Source organism: Lysobacter solisilvae (assembly GCF_016613535.2).
GTDB lineage: Bacteria > Pseudomonadota > Gammaproteobacteria > Xanthomonadales > Xanthomonadaceae > Agrilutibacter > Agrilutibacter solisilvae.
Genome location: NZ_CP071518.1, coordinates 257,786 through 274,462, shown reverse-complemented (window position 1 = coordinate 274,462; position 16,677 = coordinate 257,786). Strand labels below are relative to the sequence as shown.

Genomic DNA, 16,677 nt, shown 5'->3' with positions numbered 1-16,677 from the left:
CCGGCCGCGACGCACTCCGGCGCGAACCGTTCCCCCGCCTACCGAATCTCCCCCATGAAACTTGCGATCCTTTCGCGCAACAGCAAGCTCTATTCCACCCGCCGCCTGGTCGAGGCCGCGCGCGAGCAGGGCCACACGGTGCGCGTGCTCGACCCGCTGCGCTGCTACATGCGCATCACCAGCGAAGGCTTCGGCATGCACTACAAGGGCATGACCATCGGCGAGTACGACGCGGTGATCCCGCGCGTGGGCGCCTCGATCACGCGCTACGGTTCGGCGGTGTTGCGCCAGTTCGAGCTGATGGGCAGCTACACCCCCAACCCGTCCGACGCGGTGCTGATCGCGCGCGACAAGCTGCGCTGCCACCAGGTGCTGGCCGCTGAAGGCATCGGCCTGCCGGTGACGGTGTTCGGCGACAACCCGGACGACACCCAGGACCTGCTGGCGATGCTCGGTCCGCCGCCGCACGTGATCAAGCTCAACGAAGGCACCCAGGGCGCCGGCGTGATGCTGACCGAGAAGCCTTCGGCCTCGCGCAGCGTCATCGAGGCCCTGCGTGGCCTGTACGCCAATTTCCTGGTCCAGGAGTTCGTCGCCGAGGCCAAGGGCGCGGACCTGCGCTGTTTCGTGGTCGGCGATCGGGTGGTGGCGGCGATGCGGCGGCAGGCGCCCTCGGGCGATTTCCGTTCCAACCTGCATCGCGGGGGAAGTGCGAAGGGCATCAAGCCTTCGGCCATGGAGCAGGAAGTCGCCATCCGCGCCGCGCAGGTCGTCGGATTGGGGATCGCGGGCGTCGATCTGATCCGTTCCGAGCGCGGTCCGCTGGTGCTCGAGGTCAATGCCTCGCCGGGTCTGGAGGGGATCGAGGCGGCCAGCCGGGTGGACGTGGCCGGGTCGATCATCCAGCACATCGCCAGCCGCTTCCCGCCCCGTCGGACACGCCGGACCGCCCGGGTAGCCCTGCGGCATTAGTCTTTTTAAATCAATCACATAATTGTTAAACGTTGGCGCCCAGCCGGCCCCGGCCTGGCGAATTTCCTTCGCCCCTCAACGCGTTTTTAACGGACTTTTCAGTCCCGGGAGGCGTAGCCTGAGCGGACCGGAATCCCTGCCGCTTCCTCGTCAGCAGTCGGTCGCAGTGGTGACGGTAATCGGGGCAACACCCTTATTGGCCCGGATGCGGAGGCCCCGCATCCGGGCTTTTCTTTGCCCGGAGATTTGACCGGCACTCCTGGTCGGCACTTCCGGCCGGCGCTCCTCGCAGGCGCGCCGCCAGCACCCGTAGGGGGCAGTGATGACACCGTTTGCATCGGATTTGTTAATTTCGGCGACAACTCACCGCCGCCGCCCGCCGCAAGCGCGGATCGCGAACCCGGCCGCCCCCGTGCGGTCGAAGCCTCATCAACAGGACGGACACATGCGCATCCTCGTCATCGAAGACAACCAGGACATTGCCGCCAACCTCGGCGACTTCCTAGAAGACCGCGGCCACACGGTGGACTTCGCCGCCGACGGCATCACCGGGCTGCACCTGGCCGTCGTCCACGACTTCGATGCGATCGTGCTGGACCTGAACCTGCCGGGCCTGGACGGCCTGGAGGTCTGCCGCAAGCTGCGCAACGAAGCGCGCAAGCAGACCCCCGTGCTGGTGCTGACCGCCCGCGACTCGCTCGACAACAAGCTGGCCGGCTTCGATTCGGGCGCCGACGACTACCTCATCAAGCCCTTCGCCCTGCAGGAGGTCGAGGTCCGCCTCAACGCCCTGGCGCGCCGGGGCCGCGGCGTGCAGACGCGGGTGCTCACCACCGCCGACCTCGAGTACAACCTGGACACGCTGGAAGTGCGCCGCCAGGGCAAGCTGCTGCAGCTCAACCCCACCGCACTGAAGATCCTGCAGGCGCTGATGGAAGCCTCGCCGGCGGTGGTCACGCGGCAGGAACTGGAAACGCGCGTCTGGGGCGAGGAACTGCCCGATTCGGACTCGCTGCGCGTGCATATCCATGGGCTGCGCGCCGTGGTCGACAAGCCCTTCGAGATTCCCCTGATCCAGACCCGCCACGGCATCGGCTACCGGATCGCGCCGCCCGAGGGCAGCTGATCCGCGCGCCCGGGCCGCCGCCTGCTCCCCGGCCCGGGCTGCACTACCGGCGCCCGGCGCCGGACGGCGACGCGACCCCCTGCTTCATGACAGCATCGCGCCCATGTCATTGACCGCGCCGCGGCGCCCCGCCGAATCCCCGATGCCGCCGGACACCCGCCCCGCGCACAAGACGCGTTTCCGCCGGCAGCTGCGCAGCCGCATCATCCTGGCCTTCGTCCTGCTCGGCTTCGGGCTGACCGCGCTGTTCGCCTACGCGACCAACTGGACCCGGTCGCGGGTGGAGAACGCGCTGGTCGAGGACGTGATGAACCGCAACATCAACGCCTACGCCGAGGCGTTCGCGCGCGATCCTGGCAACCCGGAATTCGCGTTCAGGCAAGTACGCGCCTTCGCCTACACGCCTGACAAGTTCGACTCCGTGCGTATCAACCGCCCCGAGTGGTACGACCTTCCAGACGGCATCCACGGCATCACCGGTACCGACGAGGTCGGCCAGCCGCTCAACTACAAACTGGCCGTGCGCAAGACGCCGCAGGCGTGGTTCTTCCTGGCCTACGACATGAGCCAGACGATGCGCGGCGAGGAGCAGTTCAACCGTGCGGTGTACGCCTCGGTGATCCTGTTCACCCTGCTGTCGCTGGTCGTGGGCCTGTGGGCGGCCAAGCGCGTGATGAGCCCGGTGTCGGAACTGGCCAACCGCCTGAAGGAGTCCGGCCGCCACGCCGAACCCGAGGCGCTGGCCTCGCACTTTCCCGACGACGAGGTGGGCCAGCTGGCCGAGGCGCTGGACGACTACGCCGAGCGGCTCACCCACGTCGTCCAGCGCGACCGTGAGTTCAACGCCGACGTCAGCCACGAACTGCGCACCCCGCTGGCGGTCATCCGCGGCGCGGTGGAGTTGCTGCTCTCCCGGCCCGAGCTGGACGAGAAGACCCGTGCGCGCCTGCTGCGCATCCAGCGCGCCGAGCAGCAGTGCACCGACCTGATCAGTGCGCTGCTGCTGCTGTCGCGCAACGAACGGGGCCATGGCGCCACCGACGTGGGCAAGGTCGGCGAGCAGTTGCTGGACGGTCATCGCGCGCAGCTCGCGGGCAAGCCGCTCACGCTGTCGATCGAAGGCGAACGCGGGCTGGTGGTGGACGCCCCCGAGGCCGCCGTCGCCGTGGCGCTGGGCAACCTGATCGGCAATGCCGTGAAGTACACGCCCAGCGGCGAGGTCATCGTCCGCCTGCATCCGCAGGCGGTGGAAGTCGTGGACTCCGGCCCGGGCCTGAGCGCCGAGGACGCCGCGCGCCTGTTCGAACGCGGCTATCGCGGCACCCATGCGGGCCATTCCCAGGGCGGCGGCATCGGCCTGTCGATCGTGCGCCGCCTGTGCGAACTCTACGGCTGGGACGTGCGCGTGCGGCCCGGGGGAAGACCGCGGCGTGGTGGCGATCCTCACCTTCGGATCGCGCACCACCATCTGACGGCGCGGCGCCTCGGCAGGCCGTCCTCTGCCTGCCGGGAAGCGTCGGCGAACGCATCGTCGTCCCGCGAGCCATTGGACAAGCGCGAACCGGGCGACGGCGTGCTGCACGGCTGCGTGCTGCACGGCTGCATGGGGTTGACCACGCGGCAACCGCGGGGTCAACGAAGCGCCGCCCGGTTACAGGCGCTCGAGCCAGCCGTAGGTGTCCTTGGTGGAGCCGTCGAACAGGCCGAAGAACAGTTCCTGGATCTGGCGCGTGACCGGACCGGGCTTGCCGGTGCCGACCTGGCGGCCGTCGACCGAGCGGATCGGGGTGATTTCCGCCGCCGTGCCGCACATGAACAGCTCGTCGCACAGGTAGAGGTATTCGCGCGGCAGGTCGCGTTCGACGACCTTGAGGCCAGCGTCCTGGGCCAGGGTGATGATGGTGTTGCGGGTCAGGCCGTTGAGCAGCGCGGCGCTCACCGGCGAGGTGTGCAGCGCGCCGTCGAAGACCAGGGAACAGGTTCTCGCCCGCGCCCTCGCTGAGCAGGCCGGTGGAGGCCAGCGCGATGCCTTCGCCGAAGCCCAGGCGACGTGCCTCGCGCGCGACCAGCTGGCCCGACAGGTAATTGCCGCCGGCCTTGGCGCCGGCCGGCAGCGTGTTGGGGGCGAAGCGCTGCCAGCTCGACACGCAGGCATCGATGCCCTGCTCGACGACGCTCGCGCCCAGGTACTGGCCCATCTTCCAGGTCGCGACCGCCACTTCCACCGGTGTGTCGGCCGACAACCCGAACCCGCCCAGGCCCCGGTACGCGACCGGACGCAGGTAGTCGGTGGTGTTGTCGTTGGCGCGGATCACTTCGCGGCAGGCGGCGTTGATGTCGTCCACCGAGTACGGGATGGCCATGTCGTAGATCTTGGCCGAGGCGAACAGGCGCTTGTTGTGGTCGGTGAGGCGGAAGATCACCGGGCCGTCCGGAGTCTGGTAGCTGCGGATACCCTCGAAAACGGAGGAGCCGTAGTGCACGACGTGCGCCATGACGTGGGTGGTCGCTTCGGCCCAGCGCTTGATCGCGCCGTTGTGCCAGATCCATTCGGGGTATTGCATGGCCATCGTCAATGCTCGGGTGGGGGACGAAAAGACCACTAGTTTAGCGCCCCACCCGGAGCGGGGCCGGCCGGCGGGGTATTCCGTCCGGCCATGTCCGCCTGTCCCGGCCGCGTGCAGCCCTTGGTCGGCCCTTGCCGCGACGGCGGCGCCTTCCGGTGCCCGGAAACAACAGGGCCGCGCGGTTGCCCGCGCGGCCCTGGTGTCATCGACAGATGGGATCAGCGGAAGCCGGCGATCGTTGCCTTGGTCTGGACCAGCACGCGCTGGTTGTGGCTCTTGTCGTAGGTGCCCATCGGCACGCCGCCGTAGGTTACCGACGGGTTGGACCAGTAGTTGATGCGCGGGCAGCCGGCGCCGGTGCAGTTGTAGGCCATGACCGTGCGCCAGGCGTTGCCCGGTGCCTGGTAGCCGTGGCCGTAGGCGTACGGCGAGGTGGTCGGATCGTTGGCCGGGTCGTGGCGCGCCGACTGCAGGTGACCGATCTCGTGGGCGAAGCTGTAGTAGCCCGTGATGCAGTCCCAGTACGCCGTCGCAAACGCGGTGGCGGCGGTGGAGCCGATACCCGAGGCCAGGCCGCAGGCCGAGGCGTCGTTGGCCACCAGCATGCCCACGTCCGCGGCATTGGCATCGCGCGTGGCGTGGACGGTGTCCATGTAACCGTCACTGGTGCCGCGGAAGCGGCTCAGGTCGGTGCTCATGCCCGCGGTGGCATAGGTGGTGGTGGAGTAGTTGGCCAGCACCATGTTGATGCCGATGTTCGAATTGACGTAGCCCTGGTTGGACTCGGCCACCGCCAGTTCGACCAGCGCCTGCATGTCGCCGCCGTACGCGGCGATGGCGTCGTTGGTCGCGACCACCATCACGCGGATGGTCTGCGTCGGGCCCGGATCGACCGGCGTGCCGCCGCCACCGCAGTTGGTGCGGCAGGGCTTCCCCTTGGCGCTGACCGCCTTGCGCATCGCCGCGTCGAATATCTGGCGGTAGGCGTCGACCGGATGGTCCTTGGGCATGCGGTTCTCATCGACCTCGACCACGGCGGTCGCGCCGCTGGGCATCGGGCGGATGCGGTACAGCTTGCCGTCCACGCGCGCGGTGCCGGTGATCGCGTTGCCGCGGCGGACCAGGACGACGTCGTTGAGCGGGTCGGCGGCCGTCTCGCGCGGCGCGTAGCGGGTCGACTTGGCGTGCTGGACACGGCCGTACCACACGTCGCTGCCCGTCGGGGTGCGCTCGCTGCGCGAACGGTCGACGGTGAGCTTGCGGCCACCGAGCATCAGTTCGACCTGCGCGGACTGCGTGGCGCTGGCGTCGGCGCGCAGGAGCTTGACCTCGCGCGTGCTGGGGTTGGCGAGCAGGGTCTGCAGGGCGCGGTCGTTGCGTGCGTCGGCCTTGGCGTTGACACCGACGAACAGCGGTTTGCCGGCGGCGGCAGCGCTGGTGGCCAGCAGGAGACCGGCGATGCCGGCGACGAGGGGAAGCGATCGGGTCATGGGCTCGAAGTTCCTCAGGTGGACTACGCCGGGCCGGCGCAGCGACGCCTTGCGGCGCACGATCGAGGAGAGTCGCGGCGGACGCGGCCAAGTGCACGCGGCATCGCATCAATCCGCGCCGGTACGCAACGGGGATGAACCAGTCAGGTCGACGAAGCGCCGCCCGCGTGTCAGGGCCGACCTGGTTCGCGGGGATGCAGAAGTGGCGGCCTGCCGGAGCCTGCAGCGGTGAACTGCCGATGTGATCGATCCGCCGCGGATGGCCGCGCCGGCATGGATCGTCGGAACAGACCTACAGGCGCACCCACCAGCAGCCGAAGTGGCGGACCAGGCCGAACACCGTGCGGGCCGGCGTCGCAGTGGCGCCCAGCGTCTGCTCCAGGCGCAGCGCGACGGGAGCGCGGCGGATGGTGGTCTGCGGGTAGAGCTGCGGGTCGGGCGCGGAATTCGTGGTCACGGGCGCGGCGGGAGCCGGTGCGTCCGGAGACGAATAGGACAGCGGATCCGCTGGGGCGGCGGCGGATTCGGCGGGCGGGGGCGGCAGCGGGATGGATACCGGCGGCGCGGACGGCATGACCGGCACGATGTCCACCAGTGGTCGGCGCGCGATGGTGTCGAGCCGGGACCACACCTGGTAGCCGGCGGTGCCCGACATGCCGGCCCAGTGATACACGCCGGCCAGGCGGTTGGCGTCTTTCGCGTCGATCGCGGTGGTGATCTCGAACACCAGGTCCTGCAGGTTGCGGGCGCAGCCGCCGCGGTACATGCGCGCTGGCGTGTTGCCGGCAACGTTGGGAACGCGCTGCGTCGCGCCGATGTCGGTGCACTTGCGGTCGGTGAAGACGGTCTGGCCCGACGGGGTCTCGCAGCGACGCACTTCCGCCTTCGCCGCCGAGGTGGTCAGCAGGCCCAGGGACAGCGACAGCAGCACAAGCGGGGCAGTGGCACGCAGGGTCATGACCGCAGCCTACGCCGGAGGGCTGGCCGGGCAAAGCACGCAGTGCGCAGAACGGCCGCGCAGGTCCGCGGGCCGCTGGGGGGATTCATCGGAGGTGGTGCCCGGCGGAACCGGCCTGCCCGATGGCAGCTTGCGCGCATTGGAGACGAGGCCGTGCGCAACCAGTGGCGGCGCTCGTCGCGCCGGGGACTCACATGCGGATGAAGTAGCACCCCGAGTAGCGACGCACCTGCACATCGACCACGCGCATGCCGTCACCGGCGAACACCAGCTGCATCAGCCCGGAATCGGCGGGGATCTCATCGGCGGCGGTATCGCCCGAGCCGACCCACGCCGCGAGGAACTTCGCCTCGGACAGGGGCTTGGACGACAGGTGCTCGAGTCTCTCCATGACGCCCATCGCCTGGCGGTGCTGCATGCCGGTCCAGTAATAGCTCTCGGCGATGCGATTGACGTCACCCAGGGCGAACGCGCCCACGAGGTCGGCCGACAGTTGGCGCGGACTGCGCGCGCAGCCGCCCGACAGCGAGCGGCGTGCTGGCACGGGTTCGGGGATCAGTTCGGAAGCATCGCGCATGGCGAGCGTGCTGGTCGACGTCGACGATGCATCGGCCCGCGCCAGCCGCGTTAGCAGTTCGCCCGACATCGGCGAAGGCCGGGCACCGAAATTGCCACAGGCCTTGTCGCTGTAGATCGAGGTTCCGTCGGTGGTCTGGCAGCGCTGGATCCCTTCGGAAGTGGCGACCGTGGAGAAACTGGTGACGAGCAGTCCGGCGGCGGCAGCGACGATTGCGAGGGGTTTCATGGCGAATGCAGCGTGGTGGTGGACACGCACGCATGGTCCGCACCGCGCAGTCAACGCGATGTGTGAAATACACTCGAAACTTAATCGGCTCCGAACATGACTGCGCCAATCACTGCAATCGGCTCAATACGCTCAGCGTCGGTTTGGAAAGATTAAGTGTGTAGAAATGCAAACCGGGTGCGCCGCCGTCCACGAGGCGTTGGCACAACGCCGCGACAAGGTCGCTTGCGAAGTCGCGCACGGCCTCGGCATCGTCACCGAATGCCTGCATGCGCTTGCCGATCCAGCGCGGGATCTCGGCGCCGCAGGTTTCCGAGAAACGTCGCAGCTGGGTGAAGTTGGAGATCGGCATCACGCCGGGCACGATCGGCACGTCGATGCCCAGCCGGCGTGCGTCCTCGACGAAGCGGAAGTACGCGTCGGCGTTGTAGAAGTACTGCGTGATCGCGCCGTTGGCGCCGGCATCGACCTTGCGCTTGAAATGCCGGAGGTCGGCCAGCGCATCGTCGGCCTGGGGATGGCATTCGGGATACGCGGCCACTTCGATGTGGAAGAAGCCGTCGTGCTCGCGGCGGATGAACTCCACCAGGTCGCAGGCGTAGCGGAACTCGCCCGGATGGCCCATGCCCGAGGGCAGGTCGCCGCGCAGCGCGACGACGCGCCGGCAACCCATCTCCTTGTACTTGGCGATCAGTTCGCTCAGTTCTGCGCGGGTCCCGCCGACGCAGGAGATGTGCGGGGCGGCATCCAGGCCGTGCGTCCGATAGAGCCGTTCGACCGTTTCGGGCGTATACGACAGCGTCGAGCCGCCGGCGCCGAAGGTGCACGACACGTATTGCGGCGACAGCCGGGACAACCGGGCCGCGGTCTTGTCGAGCTGGGTGCGCTGTTCGTCGGTCTTGGGCGGATAGAACTCGAAACTGATCGGAGGCAGGGACATGCATCGGTCCGCGTTGGGCGTGCCCGGATCATATCGCTTCATCGCGATGGATTGAAGGCAGATCGGCCAGAGCCGCTCGTCCTGCCCCGACGCCGCTCCCGGGCGGACAGCCGCCGTTCCTCATTTTTCGTCCCCGCGCGCGGCGAGAGGCCCGGAATCTACGTCCACACCCACTGCTGCACGGAGCCCGCAATGACCAGCCCGCGTCCCATCGCCCAACGCCTCATCGCCGCCGCCTACCGGTGGTCCATCGCGACGTTCATCGTCGGCCTGGTTGCGGCCGCCGGCTGGGGCGGGGAGGCCGCCGCCAGCGTCAGCCAGTTCCGGGACGTGCAGGTCGAAGTCATCGGCCAGGGCCGGCCCGTGCTGATGATCCCCGGTCTCAACAGTGGCGCCGATACCTGGCGCGACACCTGCGCCGCCCTGCAGGCGCAGCGCGTGCAATGCCACCTCGTGCACCTGCCGGGCTTTGCCGGCCGCGCCGCCGCACCCGACCGGCAGGGCGACTTCCTGGCCGACATGCGCGATCGCCTGCTGGCCTACGTGGCCGACCGGGGCCTGGAGCGGCCCGTGGTCGTAGGCCACAGCCTGGGCGGCGTGCTCGCACTGCAGATGGCGCTCAAGCAGCCGGCGGCGTTCGAACGCCTCGTCATCGTCGACTCCTTGCCCTTCTTCCCGGCGCTGCGCGATCCGGCGACCACGGCAGCCACCGCGCGGCCGATGGCCGACGCCATGCGGGCGCAGATGCTGGCCCAGGATGCCGCGGCCTACGAGCAGGGCATCGCAGCCACCGCCCGCGGCATGGTGCACGACGCGGCCCACACGCAGAAGATCACGGACTGGGGCAGGGCGAGCGACCGCTCGACGACCGCCGAGGCCATGCACGCCATGATGGTGACCGACCTGCGCGCCGAGCTGGCGCAGCTGCGCACGCCCACGCTGGTGCTGGGCTCCTGGGCCGCCTACGCGCCGTTCGGTTCGACGCTGGAATCCACCGCCGCGATCTTCCGCACCCAGTACGCCGCGCTGCCGGGTGTGCGCATCGAGATGAGCCAGGCCGGTTACCATTTCCTGATGTGGGACGATCCGCAGTGGCTGCAGGCCCAGGTGCATGAGTTCCTGGGGACGCAAACCCACTGAGATGCCTCGATGACGGCCGGTCCATACCGGCCGTCGTCGTGTCACGTTCCGCTTCGCCCCCGGATGTCCTTGCCGATGACCCGCACCGACCTGCGCTTCGCCCTGCTCAACCTGCTGCCCAGCCTGGCCTATGGCGGGCTCATCCTGCTGAGCTTCTCGGTGATGGGCCCGCTGCCGGCGACGGTGTGGTGCCTGGCCGCGGGACTGGCCGCCTGCTTCTGGATCGTCACCTGCGCCTTGCGCACCCGTGCCCTGCGTCGCGGCTGGTTCGCCCTGGCCGCCGCCCCCCTTTTGCTGCGGCTGGCAGGGGCGATCGCCCTGGGGTCCTTCCTGGTGCAGGGCGGCGCTCGCCTGGGGCTGGTGCTGTGCGGGCTCGCCGGGATCATCCCGATGCCGGGTGATCCTTACGGGCTGCATGCGATGGCCATGTACAGCGCCCAGGTCGCGATCATCCTGGGCCTGTGGACGGCGAGCTGGGCGGGCTGGCACCTGCTGCGGCACCGCCGCCAGAGCGAGATGGCGCGCCTGCGCGCGGAGGCGCAGCGCAATGCGCTCGAACTCGATGCCCTGCGCGCGCGGCTGAACCCGCACTTCGTGTTCAACGCATTGAACAACGCACGCGCGCTGATCAACGAGGACACCGAGCGTGCGCGCGAACTGATCACCCGGCTGTCGGGGATCCTGCGCCACGCGCTGGAGCACAGCCAGCGCGAAACGGTGCCGCTGGGCGAGGAACTGGCGGTGGTCGACGACTACCTCGCGGTCGAAGCCGTGCATTACGAGGAACGCCTTCGCGTGGAGCGCGACGTCGACGATGCCGCGCTCGACGCGCAGGTGCCGCCGATGATGCTGCAGCTGCTGGTGGAGAACGCGATCAAGCATGGCATCGCGCTGACGCCCGGCGGTGGCACGCTGACGCTCTCGGCGCGCCGCGACGACCATCGCCTGGTGGTCGAAGTGGGCAACCCCGGCCACTTGGGCCAGCACGACACCGGCCACGGAGTCGGCCTGGCCTACCTGCGCACGCGGCTCGCGCGCGGCGAGGCGCCGGGCCGTTTCGCCCTGATCCAGGAGGGCGCGCGCGTCCGGGCCAGGCTGGAGATCCCGCAGGGGGGCGTCCGATGAGCGTGCCAGCCCCGGCCATGCGCGTACTGATCGTCGACGACACCCGCCTGGCGCGGCAGGAGTTGCGCACGCTGCTCGCGGCCCATGGCGACGTCGACATCGTGGGCGAGGCCGACGACGTGCCCGCGGCCGTGGAGGCGATCGAACGCCTGCAGCCGGACCTGGTGCTGCTCGACATCCAGATGCCATCGGGCACCGGCTTCGATGTGCTCGACAAGCTCGAAAGCGCGCCGCCGGTCGTCTTCACCACCGCCTACGACCAGTACGCACTGCAGGCCTTCGCGGCCAACGCGCTGGATTACCTGCTCAAGCCGGTGGCGCCGGCGCGGCTGGCCGAGGCGCTGGCCCGCGTGCGCGAGCGCGTGGTCCAGCGTGGGCGGTCGCCTGCGCCGGATGCGCAGCCCCGCGGACCGCTCGGCCCGGGCGACCAGGTGTTCCTGCGCGACGGCGAACGCTGCTGGTTCGTGAGCTTGGGCGAGGTCAGCCGCATCGTCGTCGACGGCAACTACGCCAGCGTGTGGTTCCGCGACCAGAAGGCGATGATCGCGCGCAGCCTCAGCGCGCTGGAGGCGCGCCTGGATCCTGCGCTGTTCTTCCGCGCCAACCGCAACACGCTGGTGAACCTGCGCATGATCAAGGCGATCGACCTGGCGGTGGGCGAGGGCTACCTGCTGACGCTCAAGGACGGGCAGGAAGTGGAAGTCTCGCGCCGGCAGGCCAAGGAACTGCGCGAGCGGCTTGCGCTGTAGCGCAACCCCGCTCGAAGGGCGACACCGCGCGTGTCGCCCGGAAACGAAAACGGGCGCCGAAGCGCCCGTTTTCATGTGGCTGGCCGTGGCCGTCAAGCCAGGGCCGTGAGGGCCATCAGTAGCGGTAGTGCTCCGGCTTGTACGGGCCGTCCACGCTGACGCCCAGGTAGTCGGCCTGGTCCTGCGTCAGGGTGGTCAGCTTCACGCCGATCTTCTCCAGGTGCAGGCGGGCCACTTCCTCGTCCAGCTTCTTGGGCAGGATGTAGACCTTGGCCTCGTAGCTGTCCTTGTTCGCCCACAGGTCCAGCTGCGCGAGCGTCTGGTTGGAGAACGAGTTGGACATCACGAAGCTCGGATGGCCCGTGGCGCAGCCCAGGTTCACCAGGCGGCCTTCGGCCAGCAGGTAGATGCAGTTGCCGCCGGCGAAGGTGTACTTGTCCACCTGCGGCTTGATGTTCAGGTGCTTGGCACCCGAGGCGGCAAGGCGGTCGACCTGGATCTCGTTGTCGAAGTGGCCGATGTTGCAGACGATGGCCTGGTCCTTCATCTGCTGCATGTGCTCGAGCGTGAGCACGTCCTTGTTGCCGGTGGTGGTGACGTAGATGTCACCGCGGCCCAGCGTGGACTCGACCGTGTTGACCTCGAAGCCTTCCATTGCCGCCTGCAGGGCGTTGATGGGGTCGATCTCGGTGACCACCACGCGCGCGCCGTAGGCACGCAGGGAGTGGGCCGAGCCCTTGCCCACGTCGCCGTAGCCGCAGACCACGGCGACCTTGCCGGCCAGCATCACGTCCATCGCGCGCTTGAGGCCGTCGGCCAGCGACTCGCGGCAGCCGTACAGGTTGTCGAACTTGCTCTTGGTGACCGAGTCGTTGACGTTGATGGCCGGCACCAGCAGCTTGCCCTGTTCGGCCAGCTGGTAGAGGCGGTGCACGCCGGTGGTGGTTTCTTCCGAGACGCCCTTCCAGTCCTTGACGACGCCGGCGAAGAAGCCCGGACGCTCGGCGTGGACGCGCTTGAGCAGGTTCTTGATCACCTGCTCCTCGTGGTTGCCCGACGGGGTGTTGACCCAGTCCGAACCGTTCTCGAGCTCGAAGCCCTTGTGGATCAGCAGGGTGACGTCGCCGCCGTCATCGACGACCAGCTGCGGGCCCTTGTTGCCCGGGAAGGTCAGCGCGTCGAGCGTGCAGTCCCAGTACTCCTCCAGCGACTCGCCCTTCCAGGCGAACACCGGCGTACCGCTGGCGGCGATCGCGGCGGCGGCGTGGTCCTGGGTCGAGAAGATGTTGCACGAGGCCCAGCGCACGTCGGCGCCCAGGTCGCGCAGCGTCTCGATCAGGACGGCGGTCTGGATGGTCATGTGCAGCGAACCGGTGACGCGAACGCCCTTCAGCGACTGCGCGGCGGCGTACTTCTTGCGGATGGACATCAGGCCAGGCATTTCCTGCTCGGCGATGTCGATCTCCTTGCGGCCCCAGTCGGCCAGGGAGATGTCGGCAACCTTGTAGTCGCCCTCGGTGGAGAACTGCCTGGTAGCGGCGGGTTTTGCGACAGCGTTCATGTGTTGCTCCGTTGTTGGGAGTCGGGCCGCGCGTGCGGGGACTCGCATTAACGGGCGCCGTTCTGATCTGTAAGGCCCCCCGAGCCTGAGCCGGACGTCCTGTGCGGACCGGCATGCAGCGCCCCTCGGTGGGAGCGCCATTGTAGCGGCCCGCGCCGGTCCAGCCCACTACGGCGGACGCGCCGGGTCGTGCCATGGGGTGACTGTTTAGCCTGGCCGGTGCATTTCCATGTTCAGCCAGCGGGAAAAGCCGATCCCGGGACCCACGGCATGCATCCGCGCGTCTGGGAACGGGCATTCACACGCGTGATCGAGATCATCGGACGAGCGCGCCCCAGTCCCCGCAAAAGAAAACGGGCCGCATCAGCGGCCCGTTTTCGTCACCAGGGAGTCCGGCTTACTTCTTCAGCCCGGCGTCCTTGCGCAGCGCCTCGGCGCGGTCGGTCTTTTCCCACGAGAAGGCGGTCGCCTTCTGCTTCTTGCCGGCGCCGTCGGTGTAGGTGACTTCCTTGGGCTTGCGGCCGAAGTGGCCGTAGCTGGCGGTCGGCTGGTAGATCGGGTGCAGCAGGTCGAGCATCTTCGTGATGCCGTACGGACGCAGGTCGAAGTGCTTGCGGATCAGCTTCTCGATCTTGTCGTCACTGATGTGGCCGGTGCCGAAGGTGGTGACCGAGATCGAAGTCGGGTCGGCCACGCCGATGGCGTAGGAGACCTGCACTTCGCACTTGTCCGCCAGGCCCGCGGCGACGATGTTCTTGGCCACGTAACGCGCGGCGTAGGCGGCGGAGCGGTCGACCTTCGACGGATCCTTGCCCGAGAACGCGCCGCCACCGTGGCGGGCCATGCCGCCGTAGCTGTCGACGATGATCTTGCGGCCGGTCAGGCCGCAGTCGCCCACCGGGCCACCGATCACGAACTTGCCGGTCGGATTGATGTGCACCTTGTTCTTGGCCAGCGCGTCCAGCCACTTCTTCGGCAGCACCGGGCGCAGGATGTTCTCGCGCACCGCTTCGATCAGGTCCTTCTGCTTGATGTCCTCGTCGTGCTGGGTCGACAGGACCACCGCATCGAGGCCGAGGATCTTGTTGCCTTCATAGCGCAGGGTGACCTGCGACTTGGCGTCCGGGCGCAGCCATGCCAGCTTGCCGCTCTTGCGCACCTTGGCCTGCTGTTCGACCAGGCGGTGGCTGTAGTACAGCGGCGCCGGCATGAACTCGGGCGCTTCGTTGCACGCGTAGCCGAACATCAGGCCCTGGTCGCCAGCGCCCTGTTCTTCCGGCTTCTTGCGGTCGACGCCCTGGTTGATGTCGGGCGACTGCTTGCCGAGCATGTTGATGATGGCGCAGGTGTGGCCGTCGAAGCCGACGTCGGAATTGTCGTAGCCGATGTCGTTGATGACCTTGCGCGCCAGGCCTTCGATGTCGACCCAGGCGGTGGTGGTCACTTCGCCGGCGACGATGGCCGCGCCGGTCTTCACCAGCGTCTCGCAGGCCACGCGGGCGCGCTTGTCCTGCGCGAGGATCGCGTCGAGGACGGCGTCGGAGATCTGGTCGGCGATCTTGTCCGGATGGCCTTCGGAGACGGATTCGGAGGTGAAGAGGTAGCTGGTGGACATGTCTGGGGTCTATCCTTCAATTCGGATGAAAAGATGGCCGACCATGATAGCGCGTCGGTCCGGCCCGTGCATCGTGCCGGGGCATTGTGCCCCTTTCCGTGAAGTACGGAACCTGCCTGAACGGGCGAAAGCGCCCCGCTGGCTGGGCTGTAGGCCTTGGCGGCGGCCCTGCCGCGTCGGGACGGGCGCAGGCAAATGCCTCAGTGGAGGCTCACGGGGAGTGGGTAAAAAGCTGCCGCGGCAGGTGCGACGCCGCGCTGTCGGTTGCGCGGGGCTCCGACCTGCGCTTGCCCGTCGCCGCGGGGTCACGAAACGGGGGGTGTCGTTTCGCGCCCCGTCGGGACGGGTTTCGCATCCGGGTCTGGCGGGACAGAGCCCGGTCTGGAACAGGAACGAACACGTGCCATGGCGGGGGAGGGCCAAAGACCGGCGCGTGTCGCTCCTGCTACTAACAACGCATTCGCGCCCATCCCAGGCCGCGGTGCAGCGCCCCCCGATCGGGTGCTCGCAGCTAGACCGCCGACTTGCATCCCCACGCGCCGGCCTCCATAAGCCCTGAATCCTCCCTCGCACGTGGCCCCGTGGATTCCATCACCCATCTGTTCCTCGGCGGCGCGATCGCCGCCGCCATCGCCCCCGCGCAGCACCGTCGCGCCGCACTGATGGCCGGCGCCCTGATCAACTCGCTGCCAGACGTGGACGTCCTGCCCCTGCTGCTCGCCGACGATCCGCTCGACCGCCTGCTCTGGCATCGCGGCCTCACCCATTCGGTGTTCCTGCTGCCGCTGCTGGGCTGGGCGCTGTGGGCCTTCTTCAAACGGCGCGGCGGGCGCGTGGCGCAGTTTCCCCGGCGCTGGTTCTGGCTTTTCCAGGCCACGCTGCTCGCCCATCCGCTGGTCGACGCGTTCACCACCTACGGGACGCAGCTGTTCTGGCCGTTGCCGCTGCCGCCGGTGGCGCTGTCCAGCATCTTCATCATCGATCCGGTGTTCACCCTGATCCTGATGGCGGCCTGCCTGTTCGCCTGGTTCGCGCGGGAGCGGCCCTTGGGCAGCCGTGCATTGCACGTGGGGGTGTCGACGGCGGCGCTGTACCTGGCGCTGTCGCTGGGGGCCAAGTGGCAGGTCGAGCGCGCGGCCGACCACGCGCTGGTGGCCATGGGCCTGCCAGACGCCCCACGGATGTCCGCGCCGATGCCGTTCAACCTGTTGCTGTGGCGCGTGGTCGCGATGACGCCCGAAGGCTTCGTCGAAGGACAGCGCTCGCTCGTCGCCGACCGGGGGGAGATGCGATTCGCCCGCTTCCAGTCCGACGTGCAGGCCCTGGCCGCCGTCGGCGACTATCGCGCGGTGCAGCGCCTGGCCTGGTTCAATCGCGGCTTCATGAAGGCCCACGAACACGACGGGCAACTGGTCCTGTCGGACATCCGCATGGGCCTGGAGCCGGACTACAGCTTCCGCTTCGTCGTGGCCGCGCGGCAGGCGCAGGCCTGGCGCGAGGTGCCGGTGCAGCAGTTGCGCTGGCCGTGGGAAGCCAGCGGGCGGTTGAAGGACATGTGGCGGCGGATCTGGCGCGAGCCGGCTGTGCCGCGTCGTGCCGCGGCGGAGTGAACCCGCGGGCAGTGTGGGA

At 68.7% G+C, this 16,677-nt stretch carries 12 protein-coding genes, 2 pseudogenes and 1 riboswitch; of the genes and pseudogenes, 7 read left to right on the top strand and 7 right to left on the bottom strand.

Annotated elements, in window-relative coordinates:
- Nucleotides 1-54: 54 nt before the first annotated feature.
- From rimK to I8J32_RS01240, 3 genes and pseudogenes are all read left to right on the top strand, one after another.
- On the top strand, nt 55-972 hold the full coding sequence (gene rimK / locus I8J32_RS01250; protein ID WP_200614294.1) for a 30S ribosomal protein S6--L-glutamate ligase: 918 nt from the start codon (nt 55-57) through the stop codon (nt 970-972).
- A 445-nt stretch (nt 973-1,417) separates the two neighbouring features.
- Nucleotides 1,418-2,098, top strand: coding sequence for a response regulator transcription factor (locus I8J32_RS01245; RefSeq protein ID WP_200614293.1), 681 nt, complete (start codon nt 1,418-1,420; stop codon nt 2,096-2,098).
- A gap of 142 nt (nt 2,099-2,240) precedes the next feature.
- Nucleotides 2,241-3,570 (top strand): annotated as a pseudogene (locus I8J32_RS01240) (sensor histidine kinase).
- A 179-nt stretch (nt 3,571-3,749) separates the two neighbouring features.
- Here the strand turns inward: I8J32_RS01240 and I8J32_RS01235 are convergent.
- The 5 genes and pseudogenes from I8J32_RS01235 to metF all read right to left on the bottom strand — a co-directional run bounded on the left by I8J32_RS01235 (nt 3,750) and on the right by metF (nt 8,852).
- A pseudogene (locus I8J32_RS01235) lies at nt 3,750-4,668 on the bottom strand (branched-chain amino acid transaminase).
- Nucleotides 4,669-4,883: 215 nt separating this feature from the next.
- Entirely contained in the window at nt 4,884-6,155 is a 1,272-nt protein-coding gene (locus I8J32_RS01230) for a M12 family metallo-peptidase (protein ID WP_200614291.1), read from the bottom strand.
- A gap of 292 nt (nt 6,156-6,447) precedes the next feature.
- Nucleotides 6,448-7,113: a DUF4124 domain-containing protein gene (locus I8J32_RS01225; RefSeq protein WP_200614290.1), complete on the bottom strand. Its 666-nt coding sequence runs from the start codon at nt 7,111-7,113 to the stop codon at nt 6,448-6,450.
- 190 nt (nt 7,114-7,303) lie between these two features.
- Nucleotides 7,304-7,918: a hypothetical protein gene (locus I8J32_RS01220; RefSeq protein WP_200614288.1), complete on the bottom strand. Its 615-nt coding sequence runs from the start codon at nt 7,916-7,918 to the stop codon at nt 7,304-7,306.
- Nucleotides 7,919-8,027: 109 nt separating this feature from the next.
- Nucleotides 8,028-8,852, bottom strand: coding sequence for a methylenetetrahydrofolate reductase [NAD(P)H] (gene metF / locus I8J32_RS01215; RefSeq protein ID WP_200614494.1), 825 nt, complete (start codon nt 8,850-8,852; stop codon nt 8,028-8,030).
- Between the two features lie 198 nt (nt 8,853-9,050).
- Between metF and I8J32_RS01210 the strand changes: the two genes are divergently transcribed.
- From I8J32_RS01210 to I8J32_RS01200, 3 genes are all read left to right on the top strand, one after another.
- Entirely contained in the window at nt 9,051-9,998 is a 948-nt protein-coding gene (locus I8J32_RS01210; protein WP_200614287.1) for an alpha/beta fold hydrolase, read from the top strand.
- Nucleotides 9,999-10,073: 75 nt separating this feature from the next.
- Nucleotides 10,074-11,123 (top strand): sensor histidine kinase, encoded by a 1,050-nt coding sequence (locus I8J32_RS01205; RefSeq protein WP_245156381.1) that lies wholly within the window; start codon nt 10,074-10,076, stop codon nt 11,121-11,123.
- Nucleotides 11,120-11,872 (top strand): LytR/AlgR family response regulator transcription factor, encoded by a 753-nt coding sequence (locus tag I8J32_RS01200; RefSeq protein WP_200614285.1) that lies wholly within the window; start codon nt 11,120-11,122, stop codon nt 11,870-11,872. Before I8J32_RS01205 ends, I8J32_RS01200 begins: the two co-directional genes overlap by 4 nt.
- A 115-nt stretch (nt 11,873-11,987) precedes the next feature.
- On the opposite strand, the gene ahcY is transcribed toward I8J32_RS01200, so the two are convergent.
- Both ahcY and metK read right to left on the bottom strand, forming a co-directional pair.
- Nucleotides 11,988-13,433: an adenosylhomocysteinase gene (ahcY, locus tag I8J32_RS01195; protein WP_200614284.1), complete on the bottom strand. Its 1,446-nt coding sequence runs from the start codon at nt 13,431-13,433 to the stop codon at nt 11,988-11,990.
- Nucleotides 13,434-13,478: 45 nt separating this feature from the next.
- A riboswitch (S-adenosyl-L-homocysteine riboswitch) is annotated at nt 13,479-13,566 on the bottom strand.
- Nucleotides 13,567-13,830: 264 nt separating this feature from the next.
- Complete coding sequence (metK, locus tag I8J32_RS01190; RefSeq protein ID WP_200614283.1) at nt 13,831-15,048, bottom strand: methionine adenosyltransferase; 1,218 nt, start codon at nt 15,046-15,048, stop codon at nt 13,831-13,833.
- Nucleotides 15,049-15,629: 581 nt separating this feature from the next.
- Here metK and I8J32_RS01185 point away from each other — a divergent pair.
- Nucleotides 15,630-16,658 (top strand): metal-dependent hydrolase, encoded by a 1,029-nt coding sequence (locus tag I8J32_RS01185; RefSeq protein WP_200614282.1) that lies wholly within the window; start codon nt 15,630-15,632, stop codon nt 16,656-16,658.
- Nucleotides 16,659-16,677 lie beyond the last annotated feature (19 nt).

What these genes read in the sequence shown, in the direction of transcription:
- I8J32_RS01210 (WP_200614287.1), top strand. Translation starts at nt 9,051, where the DNA reads ATGACCAGCCCGCGTCCCATCGCCCAACGCCTCATCGCCGCCGCCTAC.
- metK (WP_200614283.1), bottom strand. Translation starts at nt 15,048, where the DNA reads ATGTCCACCAGCTACCTCTTCACCTCCGAATCCGTCTCCGAAGGCCAT.
- I8J32_RS01220 (WP_200614288.1), bottom strand. Translation starts at nt 7,918, where the DNA reads ATGAAACCCCTCGCAATCGTCGCTGCCGCCGCCGGACTGCTCGTCACC.
- rimK (WP_200614294.1), top strand. Translation starts at nt 55, where the DNA reads ATGAAACTTGCGATCCTTTCGCGCAACAGCAAGCTCTATTCCACCCGC.
- ahcY (WP_200614284.1), bottom strand. Translation starts at nt 13,433, where the DNA reads ATGAACGCTGTCGCAAAACCCGCCGCTACCAGGCAGTTCTCCACCGAG.
- I8J32_RS01225 (WP_200614290.1), bottom strand. Translation starts at nt 7,113, where the DNA reads ATGACCCTGCGTGCCACTGCCCCGCTTGTGCTGCTGTCGCTGTCCCTG.
- I8J32_RS01245 (WP_200614293.1), top strand. Translation starts at nt 1,418, where the DNA reads ATGCGCATCCTCGTCATCGAAGACAACCAGGACATTGCCGCCAACCTC.
- I8J32_RS01205 (WP_245156381.1), top strand. Translation starts at nt 10,074, where the DNA reads ATGACCCGCACCGACCTGCGCTTCGCCCTGCTCAACCTGCTGCCCAGC.
- I8J32_RS01200 (WP_200614285.1), top strand. Translation starts at nt 11,120, where the DNA reads ATGAGCGTGCCAGCCCCGGCCATGCGCGTACTGATCGTCGACGACACC.
- I8J32_RS01230 (WP_200614291.1), bottom strand. Translation starts at nt 6,155, where the DNA reads ATGACCCGATCGCTTCCCCTCGTCGCCGGCATCGCCGGTCTCCTGCTG.